Source organism: Mucilaginibacter sp. (genome assembly GCF_965201005.1).
Classification (GTDB): Bacteria; Bacteroidota; Bacteroidia; order Sphingobacteriales; family Sphingobacteriaceae; genus Mucilaginibacter_A.
In genome coordinates this window covers 1701132-1717023 of sequence record NZ_OZ241747.1, presented here as the reverse complement: position 1 = coordinate 1717023, position 15892 = coordinate 1701132, and the positions used below count along the sequence as shown (strand labels likewise).

The following is a 15892-nucleotide window of genomic DNA, read 5'->3' as shown; positions in this document are numbered from 1 at the left end:
GTATTGGATAAATTTTAAACAGGTGCTAAAATATGATAAATATGAAGTCGGTTTTAGCTTTGGTGTTTAATAACCCGAACCATTTATGCTGATTGTTTCTGCCCCTTTTTTCTGATCTTCTGCTGTGGCCACAATTTTAAAATAACGCGGGTCGGGGCATCTCATATCTGTAAGCCTTTTGCTATGCATGGGAACAGAAACTACCTTGTCTTGATACATTCTATAAAGGTTTGTTTCTTTCCAAACAGCATTCTCTACACGTGTTTTTGTATTTTGAACGGGTTTTCCTTCATTGCTTACCTGATCTATGGCATTAACACGCTTAAATTCCCCGGAACCGTTCAGACTGTAACCATCGCAGTCGAAATCTGTTTCGTACCTTTTGCCGGCACCTTCTACAATAAACTTAATCTTTTTGTCTGCAACGATTTGGATAGACATCATCACTTCTTCGCCGGGATACCAATAATATGGGCTACTCGCCGGTGCATTTAAATAAGCTGCAGTTTGACCACTTTTTTGCGATGTACGGCGAAGAAACGGACGAAAAGCCTTTCTGTCAGGCGATACGTTGCCTTTTTCATCTTTAATTACTTCCCAGGTTAACCCAATGTCTGTTTCTTGTGCGCCCATATTGCCACCTAAATAAACAGATGGATTATCTAAATACTGGCCAGGTTTTGCAGGATTAGTACGCGCCGGATCGAAAATTATTGTTGGTAGCACAACCCTTCCGTTGATGCCCAGCCACTTATCTGTACTCGAAACAATCTTTCTATAATAAGCACCGTTAAAACATGTTGCAGAAGGTGCTGGTTTAACTTCCCCAGGAAAAAAAGTGCTGAATGGATCTGAATCGTTAACCGTTACATCAGGTGTTGTTTTGTCTTTATGACAAGCAATTAAAATTAGTAAAAGAAAGGCCGGAAGCAGGAAAATCTTTACGTTGTTTGTTTTCATGGTTAGAGAGATTATTTGATCTGAAATTGGTTTTTAATAAACGTATTTGTGCCCGGTGCTCATTCTGTTTGAAGCAACAGATGTGAATGTGCAGACAAAGAAGATTTTTAAAATTACCGGTAAAAGATATTTCCTACTAAAGGTTTAAGGTTTAATGTCTTGTGTCAATTTTGTACGGTTTATTTTCAATGCTTCTTTTATCACCTAAAAAACATGCAGTTTTTCTTGTTCTTACACTGTAAAATAAAGCAACAAATTTATATGGCTAAAAGAAGTACTGGGTAATCTTGCTCAATTAAAGGTATTTTTTATAAATTTAACCAAGCTTAAGTTTATGTCAAATATGTTAAAATAAATTAAAAACAAAAAATGTTATTAAAATAATTTAATATATATTTATGAAATAATTTAAGCAATACATCTCTCAACTTTATAATAAGCAAACATTATGGTTACGCCCTTTATGTTATATTATACATAAACAGTTGATGATCTAAGTAATAAGGCAATATTTTTTTAGTTTATAGCAAGTGCGTTTTTTATGAATATGTTAAATCAAATCAATTTTCCTTTTTTGCCTGATTTACGAATAAAATTCATCAATAAATATTATTAAATTTTTTTAAAAATGTATTGATATGATAAATTTTATTTTCTTTATTTGTTATATCAATTATTAACCGAAAAGTTATATTCTCAAAATAGCCCGACATAGATTTACAATCATGAAAAATTTGTGTGTGTAATTATTAATCCTAAAACTATTATATATGTTCAAACTATTTACTCAACATCAAAAGCTTTTAAAAATCGGGTTGGTACTTCTCATTTTTTTAAGTATGCAGCATTATGTCCTTGGACAAAACCGGCAATTAACCGGTACAGTTACAGATCAAAAAGGCGAGACACTTCCGGGCGTGTCTGTAATAATTAAAGGCACAACTAAAGGTATCAGTACGGATAATAACGGTCAGTTTAAACTGCAGATTCAATCCAATCAGTCTGTATTGGTGTTTAGCTTAATTGGTTTTCAATCCCGTGAAGTAGCTGCACCCAAAAACAATACGTTAAATGTAGTACTAAGCGCAACAACTTCTACCTTAAATGAAGTTGTGGTAGTAGGTTACGGCACTCAGAAAAAAGTTAATTTAACAGGTGCTATATCTGTAATACAAGGTGCTGAAATGGCAAAAAGGCCCGTTGCTTCAACTTCACTTGCTTTGCAAGGCATTGCCCCTGGTGTTACCGTAACCCAGCAGTCTGGATTGCCAGGAAATGATGCCGGTACAATTCGTATCCGCGGTATCGGTTCTTACCAGGCCGGCCAGGATCCTTTGGTATTGGTAGATAACGTGGAGATGAGCCTTGATGCGATCGATGCCAATAATATCCAAAGTATTTCGGTATTAAAAGATGCGGCAGCGGCGGCTATTTATGGTTCGAGGGCAGCAAACGGTGTTATATTGATAACCACAAAGCGGGGATCTGCAAAAGGGACTTCAGTTCAATACAATGGTTACACGGGCTTTCAACAGGCTACAAATTTGCCCAACAAGGTAGACGCGCTTGATCACATGACTTATTATGATATAGCCCGGATAAATGTTGGACAAACTGCTGCTTTTACCCAACAAATTGCAGATTATAAAACTTTGGGCCCAGATAATTTTGCCCGTTTTAATACCGACTGGGAGAAGCAGGTTTTAACCCAAAACGGATTTATGCAGAGCCATAATTTAAGTGTTTCATCTGGCACCGATAAAATTAAAATATTTGCTTCCGGAAGTTATTTGAAACAAAACGGACTTACAGCAAACACAAACCTGGAGCGCAAAGACCTTCGTTTTAATACAGATGTGGCAGTTGCTAAAAATTTGCAGGCGTCTATGGATTTGACGCTTAACCAGCGCAACCGGATGTGGCCGGGCGGTGCTTCTCCTTACTTTATTATTTTACAGGCTATTGGTTTACCGGCCAACGTTGCAGGTAAGTTTAATACGGGCGAATACGGTGAGGCATGGATTAACCGGAATCCGATTGCTCAAATATATGATTCTGGTTTTGACAACAGCATCACAAATAGCCGTATTATAGCCGGTACGTTAACTTATAAACCAATTGCCGGCCTTGATTTATTAGCTACTTACAGCTCAAATACTTATACGGTCCACAATCGTAACCTGATAAAACAATACCAGGTGTACACGCCAGACCTGGTTAATAAAGTTTTGGTCCCAACGGTGCTTTATCCTTCAACCAACTCATTGAGTGATGGCATTGCAGAGTTTACCCAAAACATTTTCCGCGTTCAGGCTACTTACAATAAAAGTATAGCAAAACATAATTTTTCTGTTTTGGGAGGTTTTAGCACCGAGCAATTTAATACGGACAATGTTTCCGGCTTCAGGCCAAACCTGCTTGATCCAAATAAATCCTACCTAAGTGCAGGTGACGCAGCCGGACAAACTGTGAACGGAAATGCAAGTGCTTATACGATGGCATCAGCCTTTGGCCGGATTACTTATAATTATGATGAAAAATATTTATTGGAAGTAAACGGAAGATGGGATGCTTCTTCCCGTTTTAAACAAGAAAACTGGTGGCAGTTATTCCCTTCGGTATCCGGCGGATGGCGCATGTCTCAGGAAAATTTCTGGGAACCGATCCGTAAAGTGATCAACGATTCTAAACTGAGGGTATCATACGGTTCTTTAGGAAATCAAAACGTAGGAAGTTATTACCCTTCATTCTCCACATTCTCAACCGGTTATAACTACTATTTTAATAACACGCTAAATACCGGTTATGCTCTAACGCAAGGTGCCAATACAAACATCAAATGGGAAACTTCAACCCAGTTTGATGCGGGCTTGGATATGAGCTTTTTTGACAGCCATGTAACACTTACCGCTGATGTTTATCAACGCGATATTAAAAATATGCTGCAAACCATTCCGGTACCTACTTATTTGGGTTTATCTGCACCTTTTGTAAATGCTGGTTCTATGCGCAACAGAGGTTGGGAGTTGGCTGTAGGACTTAATAATAACATCAGGGATTTTAAATACCAGGTGCAATTAGCCTTATCGGATGTTAAAAATGTGGTTACCAATCTTAATGGTCAAGAATATGTAAGCGGTTATTTGATCACCAAAAAAGGTTATGCGATTAACTCTTATTATGGTTATCAGGCCCAGGGTTTGTTTCAAAGTGCCGACGAAATAAAAAATTCGCCTTTCCAGTTTGCCAACACAGTTCCGGGAGATATTAAATACAAAGACATCAGTGGCCCTAATGGTCAACCAGATGGTAAAATTGATAATTACGACAGGGTGGTATTGGGCAGTAACCAGCCACGTTATACCTATAGTTTAAATCTGGCCTCTCAATGGAAAGGTTTTGATGTAACAGTATTTTTTCAGGGTGTGGGCAAAAACGACAATTACATTTCCGGTATGGGTTCACAGCCGTTCTTTTCAGCACAGTTCCAGGGAACAATGTATGATTTTCAAAAGGACTACTGGAGTCCCACAAATACAGACGCTGCTTACCCGCGTTTAACCATTAATTCAGATAATAATTATAAAGCCTCTTCTTACTGGATAAAATCAGGTGCTTATTTGCGCTTAAAAAACACAGTACTGGGGTACACTTTACCAAAAACATTTACTTCAAAAGCAAAAATATCTTCCATAAGGTTTTATGTAAGCGGACAAAATTTGTTTACACGTGATAAATTTTATCCTGGTTTTGATCCTGAAATTTCCAATACCGATGGTCAATTCTATCCGATCATGAAAACATATACTTTTGGTTTAAATGTTAAATTTTAAGATCATGAAAAAGAAAATATTTTATATAACAGCACTTTTAATTGTCGTAATTAGTTTCACGGCATGTAAGAAGTTCCTAACCGAAGTCCCTTTAGATTCCCCAACAACAGGTAATTTCTTTAATAGCCAGGGCGAAATGAATGTTGCGCTTACCGGCGTATATGCTTCTATCAATTGGGACAGCGGCTCATTAATTCCCTGGCAGATATTGTTCGATCAATGGACGGACATTGGTGTTGAACGTACTGCAGGGCTGGCAGAAGGGACTTATGATGTAAATAACGGCAATGTTTCCAATGTTTGGACGTTCGCCTACACAACTATCCAGCGTTCCAACACCCTTATTTCCGGCATGGAAAAAGGAAAAGCCAATGTTGCCGCGAATGCTTATAACACAATTCAATCGGAAGCCCGGGTATTGCGTGCTTTTGCCTATTATCATCTTGTGTTTATGTTTGGTGATGTCCCTTTAATCACAAAACCATTGGATATACCTGATTATTATACACAATCACGCGCACCTAAAGCGGATATTATCAAGTTTTTGTACAAGGAGCTGGATGAATCTGCAGCAAATTTAGCTTGGGTTTCATCAGATCGCGGCCGTATTGGCAAGGCTGTTGCTTTAGGTTTAAAAGCACGTATTGCATTAACCAACGGCGATTATGACCTGGCTGCCACAACTGCCAAACAGGTAATGGACAATGCAGGTTTAGGCTTGAATCCAAATTATCAGGATTTGTTTACCCGTGCCGGCCAAACGACTAATGCCGGTAAAGAAATCATGTTTGAACTGCTGTATTCCGAAACTTTTGTGAACTCACGTAATTTTATTCCGCTTGGGCAAGGTTCCCGTAATTTAGGCGGCCAGTCGGGCCGGTTTCCTACCCAGCGTTTGGTAGATATTTATGAGGCTACCGATGGCAAAAGAATTGATGAATCTGCTGTGTATGATCCTGCAAAACCATCAAAAAACCGTGATAAAAGATTGAAATATACCGTGATTATGCAAGGCGATACCATTACCCAAAACCGTGCTACAGCGGTATATGAAATCTATAATACGGCCACTTATTTTTTAGATGCCGCGACAAATAAATATGTACTAAAAACCAATAATGATTTTTCTAACGCTTTTGGCCCGGTAAAAAACGGGGTAGGTTATTTATGGGCTAAATATACTTTTACTTTCGAGGATATCAACACACCACGCGTCAGCTGGCTATTTATGCGTTATGCGGAAGTTTTACTTACTTATGCAGAAGCAAAAATTGAATCAGGTCAGATTGACGGAACAGTTATCAACGCCATAAACCTGCTACGCAAAAGGGCCGGCCTGCCTAATGTTGATCCGCTGGTTGCTGCAGATCAGAATAAAATGCGCCAATTAATCCGGCGAGAACGTACAGCAGAATTAGGCGGCGAAGGTTTCCGTTGGTTTGATATCCGCAGATGGAAAATTGCCGAACTGGTAATGCCGGGCAAAGTATATGGCGCTGCCAAAAGTGCAAATACAGTAGCTGCTACACCCAATTTTAAAACATCAGCTATTACTAACCTGAATGGAATACCTGATTATTCCGCATCGGCCAGCCAAAGGTTTAGCCGTGATATGCGATATTTTATGGATAAACATTATCTATTCCCTGTGCCGCAAAGAGAACGTGACCTTGATAAAAATTTAACACAAAACCCAGGTTGGTAATAATTAAAAAGCAAATCACAATTATTAAAAAAACCTGGATTAAAGCCACATAATTCAATTCAGGTTATTAATTTCTAATGCTTCTTTTATCGTATAAAAATTAGTGCTTGTAGCCTCACAGCCCTCTTCACATAAGAGGGAATAAATACCAATTTTTATGCGCTAAAAGAAGCATCTGTATTTATGAAAAACACATTTACGGTATTTATATTTTTTTTGATGTTCGGCCCGGCAGCCAATGCGCAGCAATCCGCTCCGGTTGACAGCACTTATGCCAACAGCTATTACAAAGAGCGGCTTAAATTTTTCAGGGCAATGCCCGACCGCAAAAATGAAATTGTTTTTTTGGGAAATAGCTTGACCGAAGCAGGTGAATGGCAAGAGCTTGTACCAAACCAAAACGTAATCAACCGCGGTATCAGCGGCGATGTTTCCTTTGGGATTATTGCCCGGTTGGACGAAGTTTTGTCTTCAAAACCTAAAAAGATTTTTCTCCTTACGGGCACCAATGATTTGAAAAGAGGTTTTCCTACGGCCTTGATGATCAGAAATTATGAGACCATCATCAACAGGATAAAAAAAGCATCACCTAAAACTACGCTTATTATAGAAAGCATTTTCCCAATAAATGAATCGATGATAGCACCCGAATATAAACGGATTACCAACGCCAGGATAAAAGAAGTAAACAGCCAGCTTAAACTGTTGTCCGAAAATCATCAGCTCAGTTATGTAGATCTGCATCCTTTATTGGAAGACAGCGAAGGGCAGATGAACAAAAACTATACAACGGATGGCATCCATATCAAAACCACGACCTACATTTTATGGGTTAATTACTTAAAAGACAAGGGTTTACTATAATAGCGTAATCATTGGTTCCGGGCAATCAACAATCAACAAAGACATATTATTTATGAAACAATATACAGCACTATACAAAAAAGAACTACTGGAAAACGTTATCCCATTTTGGTTAAAACATTCTAAAGATGAAGCGGACGGCGGGTTTTTTACCAGTCTCGATCAATTTGGAAATGTGTTTGATACCGACAAGATGATGTGGTTGCAAGGCCGTGAAGTCTGGATGTTTTCTATGCTTTACAACAAAGTTGAAAAAAGAAAGGAATGGCTGGATATGGCGCAGCACGGTGCTGATTTTATGATCAAAAACGGCAGGGATGAAAATGGCAATTGGTATTTTTCTTTAAATAAACAAGGCAAACCTTTAACACAGCCTTATAATATTTTTTCGGATTGCTTTGCCGCGATGGGTTTTGGTGCGCTTTACACGGCAAGCGGTAATGAAACGTATGCCGAAATCGCCCGTACAACCTTCCACAATATTTTAAAACGAAGGAATAATCCTAAAAATAAATACAACAAAGCTTTCCCCGGTACACGGGATTTAAAAAACTTTGCCTTGCCCATGATCCTGTGCAACCTTGCATTAGAACTGGAGCATTTGCTGGAGGAAAAAGCTGTAAACGATTTGATTGCCGAAGCATTACACGAAGTGATGGATGTGTTTTATCAAGAAGAAAAAGGCGTTATTTTAGAAAATGTTTTTGCTGATGGCAGTTTTTCGGATTCTTATGAAGGCCGTTTACTTAATCCCGGGCATAGCATTGAAGCCATGTGGTTTACGATGGATTTGGGCTTGCGTTTAAATGACAATGCCTTAATCGAGAAATCAGTTAAAATAGCTTTGCAAATGCTGGAGTACGGCTGGGATAAACAGTACGGCGGCATATTTTATTTTTTAGATATCAAAGGTTATCCTACGCAGCAATTGGAGTGGGACCAGAAACTTTGGTGGGTGCATGTAGAAGCATTGGTTTGTATGGCCAAAGGCTATTTGCTGACCGGAAATGACGATTGCCTGCAATGGTTTGAAAAACTGCACAACTACACCTGGGAACACTTTAAAGATGAGCAATACGGCGAATGGTTTGGTTATTTAAACCGCCGGGGCGAAGTATTGCTTTCGCTGAAAGGCGGTAAATGGAAAGGCTGTTTCCATGTTCCGCGCGGCTTGTACCAGGTATGGAAAATGCTGGAGGACGGGCCCGAAGCAATGCTGGTCAAAAAGAATAAAATAGTTTCTCAACTTTAAACAGGTTTAGGGTCATCATAAAATCAGATGCTTCTTTTAGCACCTAAAAATTGGTGAGTTTGTTTGTAGCTAATGGTTTATAGTTGATGGCTTAACCGCCATTTTTTAGGGCATAAAAGAAGCATCAACACATGCTGAATAAACTTAAACAAATCTTTTAAAAATCAATTCCATCATGAAAATTACAGGAACATTTTTAGACGAGATCAGTCACGATATTCCTCACCAAAACTGGGGAAGGGCAGAGTGGGACGCCGATTTTTCGCACATGAAAGCAGTAGGCATTGATACTGTTTTTTTGATTAGGAGCGGTTTCCAGCGATGGCTGACTTATCCTTCTGTCGTGTTGATGCAGGAAGAACAATGTTATGAACCGCCGGTAGATCTGGTAAAAATGTTCCTGGAACTATCTGATAAACACAACATGAGTTTTTATTTCGGGTTATACGATTCGGGAAAATACTGGTGGAAAGGGGAATTTCAAAAGGAAGTTGACCTGAACAGGAAAGTGATTGATGAAGTTTGGAAAAAATACGGGCACCACAAATCGTTCAAAGGTTGGTACCTTACGCAGGAAGTAAGCGGCAGGACCAGAAAAGTAGCCGGGTTATACGCACAATTGGGCAAGCACTGTAAAGAAATATCTGGCAATTTGCCTACGTTTATTTCTCCCTGGATTGATGGCAAAAAAGCGGTAATGTCTGCTTCATCCACAATTTCTAAACAAGATGGTATCACCGTAAAAGAGCACGAAGAAGCCTGGAACGAAATATTTGATGCGATACACCAAAGTGTTGATGCCGTGGCTTTTCAGGATGGGCATGTGGAATTTTACGAATTGCCCGCCTTTTTTGAGATCAATAAAAAGCTGGCCGATAAATATGGCATGGAGTGCTGGACAAATGCCGAATCGTTTGACCGGGACATGCCGATCAAATTCCTTCCTATTAAATTTGAAAAACTCCGGCTTAAATTGGAAGCTGCACGCAAAGCCGGATACGATAAAGCGATTACATTTGAGTTTTCACACTTTATGAGCCCGCAATCTGCCTACTTGCAGGCAGGGCATTTGTATGACAGATATAAAGAATACATCAAAATGATTTAAAGCCGGTTTAATTACAATGCTTCTTTTATCACCTAAAATTTGGTGGTTTTTTAAATGGATTTCCCAATTGGCAACCATTACAAAAAACGCAAATTTAAAGGCATAAAAGAAGCATCGTAAGTTTTACTAATACAAATTTATACAGGCTTTTAGTACTTCAAAAAATTTTGGTAAAATGAAAAGAAGATCATTTTTAAAGAATACAGCTTTTGTATCTGCGCCTTTGCTGTTGCCCGGCGTGTTTAAATCTTTTCAAAACCCGGATCAAATTAAATCCAAACGTAAATTAGTATTGATCCATTTAAACGGCGGCAATGATGGTTACAATACCATCGTTCCTTATGCTGATCCCACTTATTATAACCACCGCCCAACTATTGCAATTCCATTGAATGAGGTAATTAAACTAAACAATGATTTTGGTTTTAATCCGGCATTAAAAAGTTTAAAACCTCATTTTGATGCTGGGAACATGCTGATTATCAACAATATAAGTTGTGCAGGTTTGGATTATTCGCACTACACTTCCTGTAAAATTTGGGAAACTGGTTTGATAAACAATCCTAATGCTGTTTCATGGATAGATCGTTGTGCAAATAATAAAGCAACACAAAGTTTCATTATAGAAACAACAGCAGATGATTTTGCAGCTGGTTTAAAAACTATTGCAGCGCAGATTGACAAAGAAAATGCAAATAGCTGTTACCGTATCAGTTTGGATGGTTTTGATACGCACCAATTCCAAAAATACAAACATGACCGTTTGTTGGAAACTTACGCACAAGGATTAGATACTTTTTTTGCCGACTTAAAAGCAAGCGGAAAACTGGATGATACATTGATTATAACTTGGTCTGAGTTTGGTCGGCGGTTGAAAGAAAACAACAAGCGCGGCACCGAACACGGACAAGCTAACAGCCTGTTAATTTACGGCAACCAGTTAAAAGAGAAAGGAATTTGGGAAGGATCAAATCAGCATCAAACACAATTTATTGATTTCAGGAATATTTATGCAACAGTATTAGCGCGTTGGTTTAATATGCCCCATGCCTCAATTTTAGACTCTAAATTTGAAGTGATGAACTGGATTTAAAACCATCCTGACTTAAACCACTTAGAAAGGTTGGATTTTAATTATACCCTTACGTATATTTTTCGTTTATCCATGTACCATACAATTCCCCAGCAAAAAAACACAAAGCAAAGTGCAAAAAGCAACGAACCAATGGGGCCAGGCACAAGTTTTTGAAAAATTACAATATTGATCCATTCATAAACAGACGTATTCTGATTTACCCTGATCCGGTTTAAAATGATCCTGACTACAGCAGATACAATATAAATGAACAAAGGGTTTTTGCCAAAAGCCACGAAGAAATCAACCCATTTACGGGTATGGCCAGGTTTAATTTCTATAAAATAAATTAAGGCCCCGATTACAGCGAGGTCTATTCCGGTGGTAACCAGTACAAACGGACTTGTCCACAAGCTTTTATTAATCGGAAAAACCATGTTCCAGCAAAGTGCCGTAAAAACAAATAAAGCCCCGGTTAAAAGCAATTTAGCCACGCTTTCGTACCCTTTGCCTTTTTCCTGTATAAATTTACCGGCAAAAAAACCGATGATCACATTTACAATAGCGGGAAGTGTTCCTAAAATACCTTCAGGATCAAAAGCTACGCCATTTTCGTGATATAAACGTGCTTCATTAAATACAAACTTGTCTAAATACAGGCAAGCATTTCCCGTCAAACTAAACGGATCTTGCCGGTCGCCAAAAACCAATAATATTGCCCAGTAGCCGATCAAAATCAATAAACTGATAAAAATTACTTTTTTAGCTGACAAGTATCTAAGGAGCAGCGAAGCAAAAAGGTAGCAAAGTGCGATGCGTTGTAAAACACCCATAATCCGGGTTTGACTGATCGGGAATGAAGTGATGTGGCCATCATCGGTTAGTTTAAAAAACGGGAACCAATACAGCAAATAGCCTAACATGAAAATCAAAAATGCACGTTTTAATATTTTTATCAACGCCGTTTGGTGTGGCAAATCGATATATTTTTGGTGCGAAAAACTCATCGCATTTCCGACAGCAAATAAAAAGGAAGGAAATACCAAATCGGTAGGCGTAAATCCGTTCCAGGTTGCGTGCATTAACGGGGCAAATGGTGTTGCGCCGCTTCCGGGCGTATTTACAATGATCATAAAGCAAATGGTCATTCCCCGAAATACATCCAGCGATAAAAAACGATTGTGTAATTTTTTTACCATCAGTTTGAGTATAAGTGTTTAGATATAACTTGATTTATTTCTGAAAAAAACAGTAATACTTCTTTTATCACCTAAAATTTGGTGCTTTACTTAAGCTATAATATTTGCGATAAACTATTATCAATCAAACATTGACTAAATAAAAAACTCAAAACGCTCACCACCTTTTAGGCGATAAAAGAAGCATCGCATTAATTAAATAAACATTAAACAGAATAAGAATTATCCTTCCGGCCAATGGGTTTCGATACCTTGAGAACGTACAAAATCCTGAAATTCTGTGAGCATTTCTTTTCTTTCCCTTACGTCACGCGGAATTACTTTTTTATCTGATGCAAATTTTACTAATAAACCTACCGCTTCGCCAATGCTCCATTCAACCGGGTGCAAGCGATAGCAGCCGTTGGTGATGTGTGTGGTACCGATATTTTTATTGGCCGGCAACAGATTTTTAATTTTACGGGGCAGCAGCGCACCCAAAGGTATCTGGAATGGCATCGATTCAAAATCAACATAATTATTACCGCCGGTTGTTGGGTGCAGATCAACGTGATAATAACCTACGCCAACACTGTCGTAAAAATTAGCAGCACTGTTTCCGGTTTCTTTACCGGTGATCAAAGCCCTGTTTTTTACACCGATATGCTCTTCCAGAATGGTAAAAACAGCTTTAATGCGGCGCGATTCGCGGATGTACGGATATTTTGCCATACCGTCTTCTGTCCCCATAATATCTTCGCGCAACCGAATGCCCGGCCAGCCGTGGCCGCCATCAGGCCGCGGAACTTCTGTTTGCAGCCAATACAATAAGGAAAGGCTGAGCTGCTTTGCCCTGTTTACATGAGTTTTAAATTCTTGCGGCGTTGCACCAATTAGGTTGGCCAAAAAATAATCATTTTGAGGCCAGTTGACTATCGTAATGTCACCGGCAAAAGTTCCTGGAATAAAATTATCCTTGTTGATGATCCGGCGGTAATCCCAAAGGTTCATCGGTTTCCCGGTATTAGGGCTTAGCGGGTCAAATGCAAGCGTTTTCGGAATAAGTGTGGCAGGAGTGGAATAAGCTAAGTTGAGTAGTTTTCCAGACCATGCAGGCTTCATAGAAGGTGTAAAATTCTTCCAGAATTCATACTCGTCCGGTTTTTCAATAGTGTAATTTGTCCCTTTGATATAATCCATAGCAAAAGAAACAGTAAAAGCCTGGTTGTTTAACGGGTTCCCTTTTTCCGGGGCATGTAATTCTTTTGTTTCCTCACGGGATTCTGTACCCGTTACATACTCGGTTCCGGTTAAAGGCAGCAGATCGCCCAGTTCGGTGGCATCAACAAAATAAGGTGCTTTCAGCATGATCTTTTTACCTGTTTTTTGATCAAGTGCTTCCAGAGATCGAACCTCATCATTTATTACCCGGGCTGAAATAATATGATGTTCTAATAAAATAGTAAGCTTTTTTGAACTCTGATAGGGTGCCAACAAACTTTGCAGCACCGCTAATGCTACACGCGGCTCGTGGCATAACTCGGATACCACACCATCTCCCGGATTTAAATATTGACGTTTACGGGCTTGATCTGTTAGCGGATAATTCATCAGATAATATTCACGGACACCTTTACGAAAATCGCGATACAATTGTGTTGCGCCGTGGGTTTCAATCCAGGGATGCTCGTCTGGAGGAACGCCTTGCTGGGTTAATTGCCCTCCGATCCAATCTGTTTGTTCGGTTAAAATCACCGTAAGGTTATTGCGCAATGCAGCAAGCGCGGCGGCACATCCACCCAACCCGCCGCCTGCAACAACCAAATCAGCAGTAAGTATTTTTTCGTGAACTGAAGAAGGTCTTTGTAATGCAGCCGATGGAGTTAAGGGATTTGCCAAAACCGGACTAACAGCCGCAATACTGCCACCTACTGTTAAAATTTCTATAAAATTACGTCGCTTCATAATAGTTTAGTAAGTTGGATTATTTACTAATAATAGCAAATTAGCTATCGTGTAAACAGGTTCAATAATTTAGATTGATAGAAAAGTATATTTCAAGCCTATTTAAATTTGGTTAAAATACAACATGCTTCTTTTAACAGGATAAAAACTGTTAAACTTTATCAATTCTTTTTTTGATGATAAAATCCGCAGACACTAATTTTTACAGACTAAAAGAAGCATTGCTTTTCTTCGGATATAAATCTAAATAAAACCTTCTATTTTTAAAATTTATTTTTTATTAACCTCGATATTTTAATTTTTTTTATCATTATTGTACTCCGCTGTTTTAAACCTAATTATATGAAATATTTCTATACACTTCTGGCATTAGTGTTTGCTTTGTCTTCCAATGCACAAAAGACATTCGTAGCGAATACAAAAATTTTACTAATTCCGCTTGATGACCGGCCGCCTTGTTTGCAGTTCACACAAAAAATGGGTTTAATAGGAAATGCGCAAGTAATAGCACCGCCAAAAGATTTATTAGGAAATTTTATCACTCCCGGCCAGTCAGATAAGATCATCAACTGGCTGCAAACGCAGGACTTAAAATCATTTGATGCCGCGGTTATTTCTATTGATATGATAGCATACGGCGGCTTAGTTGCATCGCGGGTGTACAACGTAAAATATGAAGAAGCATTAAGGCGCATGTCAATCATGCAAACCATACGAAAAATGGCCCCAAAACTTCCGGTATATGCCCAAAGCGTTATCATGCGTTTGGCACCAACCGGCGATGGCAAAAATGAGTCTTACAGGGCAAATTTGGCGGATTGGGCAGAAATTTCTGTGGCTACGGATGAAGAATCCAAATTGAAAACCGCTAAATTAGTACAACAAATACCTGCAGAAGCTTTATCAAATTATAAACAGTCCCGCCAGCGTAATCTGGCTATCAATTTAAAAGCGGTTGATTTTGTAAAAAGCGGCGTTATCAATTACCTGATCCTTTCACAAGATGATGCCAAACCAAAAGGCATACACGTGGCCGACAGGGAAAAGCTGATTGCAACGGTTAAACAACTTGAGCTGACCGATAAAATTTTGGTACAGCCCGGCGCGGATGAAATATCTATGTTGTTATTATCACGCGTCTTAAATAAACGGTACAACTATTCCCCTAAAATAAAAGCAGTTTATTCTTCGGAAGAATTAAGCAATAAAGCCATGCCTTTTGAAGACCGGCCATTGAGGCAAACGGTTAGTTATGACATTGAAGCTGTGGGTGCTAAAGAAGTGGAGAATATTGAACAGGCAGACCTGCTTTTTTATGTTTATGCCTCCCGGTTTGAAGCTGGCCGTGCCAAAACTTTTGCAGATGAAATTGAAACTAAAATCAATAAGGGCAAAGCTGTTTTGGTTGCAGATATTGATCCCCGCGGTGATGTACAAGGCGGAGACACTGCTTTTTCGATGGAACTTTTACATAGAAATCTTTTTCCCAGGTTATACAGTTATGCCTCCTGGAATACGGCTGGCAACACAATAGGCACTACGCTTCCGCAAGGCGTTATTTTTGCTTTGTCTCAAGCTAAATTTTCCAAATCCCCGCAAAAGCTAAAAAATAATATTCGGCTGGCAGAAGAATGGTTTACTTTTCACCGTGTGCTGGATGATTATTATTACCATAACCTCGTCCGGGCAAAAGCAAAAAACTTTATCGTACAAAATGGTTGGGAGCCGAACTATTTAAGTGATGAAGCCACCAAAAAAGTAGAAGCTTATTGTACAGCTTTACTCAGCAATTATTTTAAAGAGATAAGCAGCTATTTTTCAGATAAATCAAATGCAGGTTTCAAACCATCGAACCTGACTTTTATTTTGCCCTGGCACCGCACTTTTGAAGCAGAAATAAATTTTGATGCACACAACAACCACTAAAAAATACCTTGTAAAAGAAGCATTAA

Annotated in this window: 10 protein-coding genes; 7 read left to right on the top strand and 3 right to left on the bottom strand. The window is 38.9% G+C overall.

Annotation, left to right across the window (positions count from 1 at the left end; genetic code table 11):
- Positions 1–66: 66 nt before the first annotated feature.
- A complete protein-coding gene (locus ACOFKR_RS07960; protein ID WP_419803491.1) occupies positions 67–960 on the bottom strand; it encodes a hypothetical protein in 894 nt (297 codons plus the stop codon).
- Between the two features lie 839 nt (positions 961–1799).
- On the opposite strand from ACOFKR_RS07960, the gene ACOFKR_RS07955 reads away from it, so the two are divergent.
- The 6 genes from ACOFKR_RS07955 (at position 1800) to ACOFKR_RS07930 (ending at position 10815) form a co-directional block, all read left to right on the top strand.
- On the top strand, positions 1800–4793 hold the full coding sequence (locus ACOFKR_RS07955) for a SusC/RagA family TonB-linked outer membrane protein (protein WP_419803490.1): 2994 nt from the start codon (positions 1800–1802) through the stop codon (positions 4791–4793).
- A 4-nt stretch (positions 4794–4797) separates the two neighbouring features.
- Positions 4798–6498 (top strand): RagB/SusD family nutrient uptake outer membrane protein, encoded by a 1701-nt coding sequence (locus ACOFKR_RS07950; RefSeq protein WP_419803489.1) that lies wholly within the window; start codon positions 4798–4800, stop codon positions 6496–6498.
- Between the two features lie 183 nt (positions 6499–6681).
- Positions 6682–7362 (top strand): GDSL-type esterase/lipase family protein, encoded by a 681-nt coding sequence (locus ACOFKR_RS07945; RefSeq protein WP_419803488.1) that lies wholly within the window; start codon positions 6682–6684, stop codon positions 7360–7362.
- A 52-nt stretch (positions 7363–7414) separates the two neighbouring features.
- A complete protein-coding gene (locus ACOFKR_RS07940; RefSeq protein ID WP_419803487.1) occupies positions 7415–8614 on the top strand; it encodes an AGE family epimerase/isomerase in 1200 nt (399 codons plus the stop codon).
- Between the two features lie 175 nt (positions 8615–8789).
- Positions 8790–9722, top strand: coding sequence for a DUF4434 domain-containing protein (locus ACOFKR_RS07935; RefSeq protein WP_419803486.1), 933 nt, complete (start codon positions 8790–8792; stop codon positions 9720–9722).
- A gap of 175 nt (positions 9723–9897) precedes the next feature.
- A complete protein-coding gene (locus ACOFKR_RS07930) occupies positions 9898–10815 on the top strand; it encodes a DUF1501 domain-containing protein (protein ID WP_419803485.1) in 918 nt (305 codons plus the stop codon).
- A 41-nt stretch (positions 10816–10856) separates the two neighbouring features.
- Here the strand turns inward: ACOFKR_RS07930 and ACOFKR_RS07925 are convergent, their stop codons facing one another.
- Together ACOFKR_RS07925 and ACOFKR_RS07920 are read right to left on the bottom strand one after the other, a co-directional pair.
- Positions 10857–11996, bottom strand: a complete 1140-nt coding sequence (locus ACOFKR_RS07925; protein WP_419803484.1) for an acyltransferase family protein — start codon at positions 11994–11996, stop codon at positions 10857–10859.
- A gap of 222 nt (positions 11997–12218) precedes the next feature.
- Entirely contained in the window at positions 12219–13940 is a 1722-nt protein-coding gene (locus ACOFKR_RS07920; RefSeq protein ID WP_419803483.1) for an FAD-dependent oxidoreductase, read from the bottom strand.
- 342 nt (positions 13941–14282) lie between these two features.
- On the opposite strand from ACOFKR_RS07920, the gene ACOFKR_RS07915 reads away from it, so the two are divergent.
- Positions 14283–15866, top strand: a complete 1584-nt coding sequence (locus ACOFKR_RS07915; protein ID WP_419803482.1) for a DUF4127 family protein — start codon at positions 14283–14285, stop codon at positions 15864–15866.
- Positions 15867–15892 lie beyond the last annotated feature (26 nt).

Coding starts and splice junctions, on each gene's coding strand:
- ACOFKR_RS07960 (WP_419803491.1), bottom strand. CDS start 960: ATGAAAACAAACAACGTAAAGATTTTCCTGCTTCCGGCCTTTCTTTTA.
- ACOFKR_RS07955 (WP_419803490.1), top strand. CDS start 1,800: ATGCAGCATTATGTCCTTGGACAAAACCGGCAATTAACCGGTACAGTT.
- ACOFKR_RS07950 (WP_419803489.1), top strand. CDS start 4,798: ATGAAAAAGAAAATATTTTATATAACAGCACTTTTAATTGTCGTAATT.
- ACOFKR_RS07945 (WP_419803488.1), top strand. CDS start 6,682: ATGAAAAACACATTTACGGTATTTATATTTTTTTTGATGTTCGGCCCG.
- ACOFKR_RS07940 (WP_419803487.1), top strand. CDS start 7,415: ATGAAACAATATACAGCACTATACAAAAAAGAACTACTGGAAAACGTT.
- ACOFKR_RS07935 (WP_419803486.1), top strand. CDS start 8,790: ATGAAAATTACAGGAACATTTTTAGACGAGATCAGTCACGATATTCCT.
- ACOFKR_RS07930 (WP_419803485.1), top strand. CDS start 9,898: ATGAAAAGAAGATCATTTTTAAAGAATACAGCTTTTGTATCTGCGCCT.
- ACOFKR_RS07925 (WP_419803484.1), bottom strand. CDS start 11,996: ATGGTAAAAAAATTACACAATCGTTTTTTATCGCTGGATGTATTTCGG.
- ACOFKR_RS07920 (WP_419803483.1), bottom strand. CDS start 13,940: ATGAAGCGACGTAATTTTATAGAAATTTTAACAGTAGGTGGCAGTATT.
- ACOFKR_RS07915 (WP_419803482.1), top strand. CDS start 14,283: ATGAAATATTTCTATACACTTCTGGCATTAGTGTTTGCTTTGTCTTCC.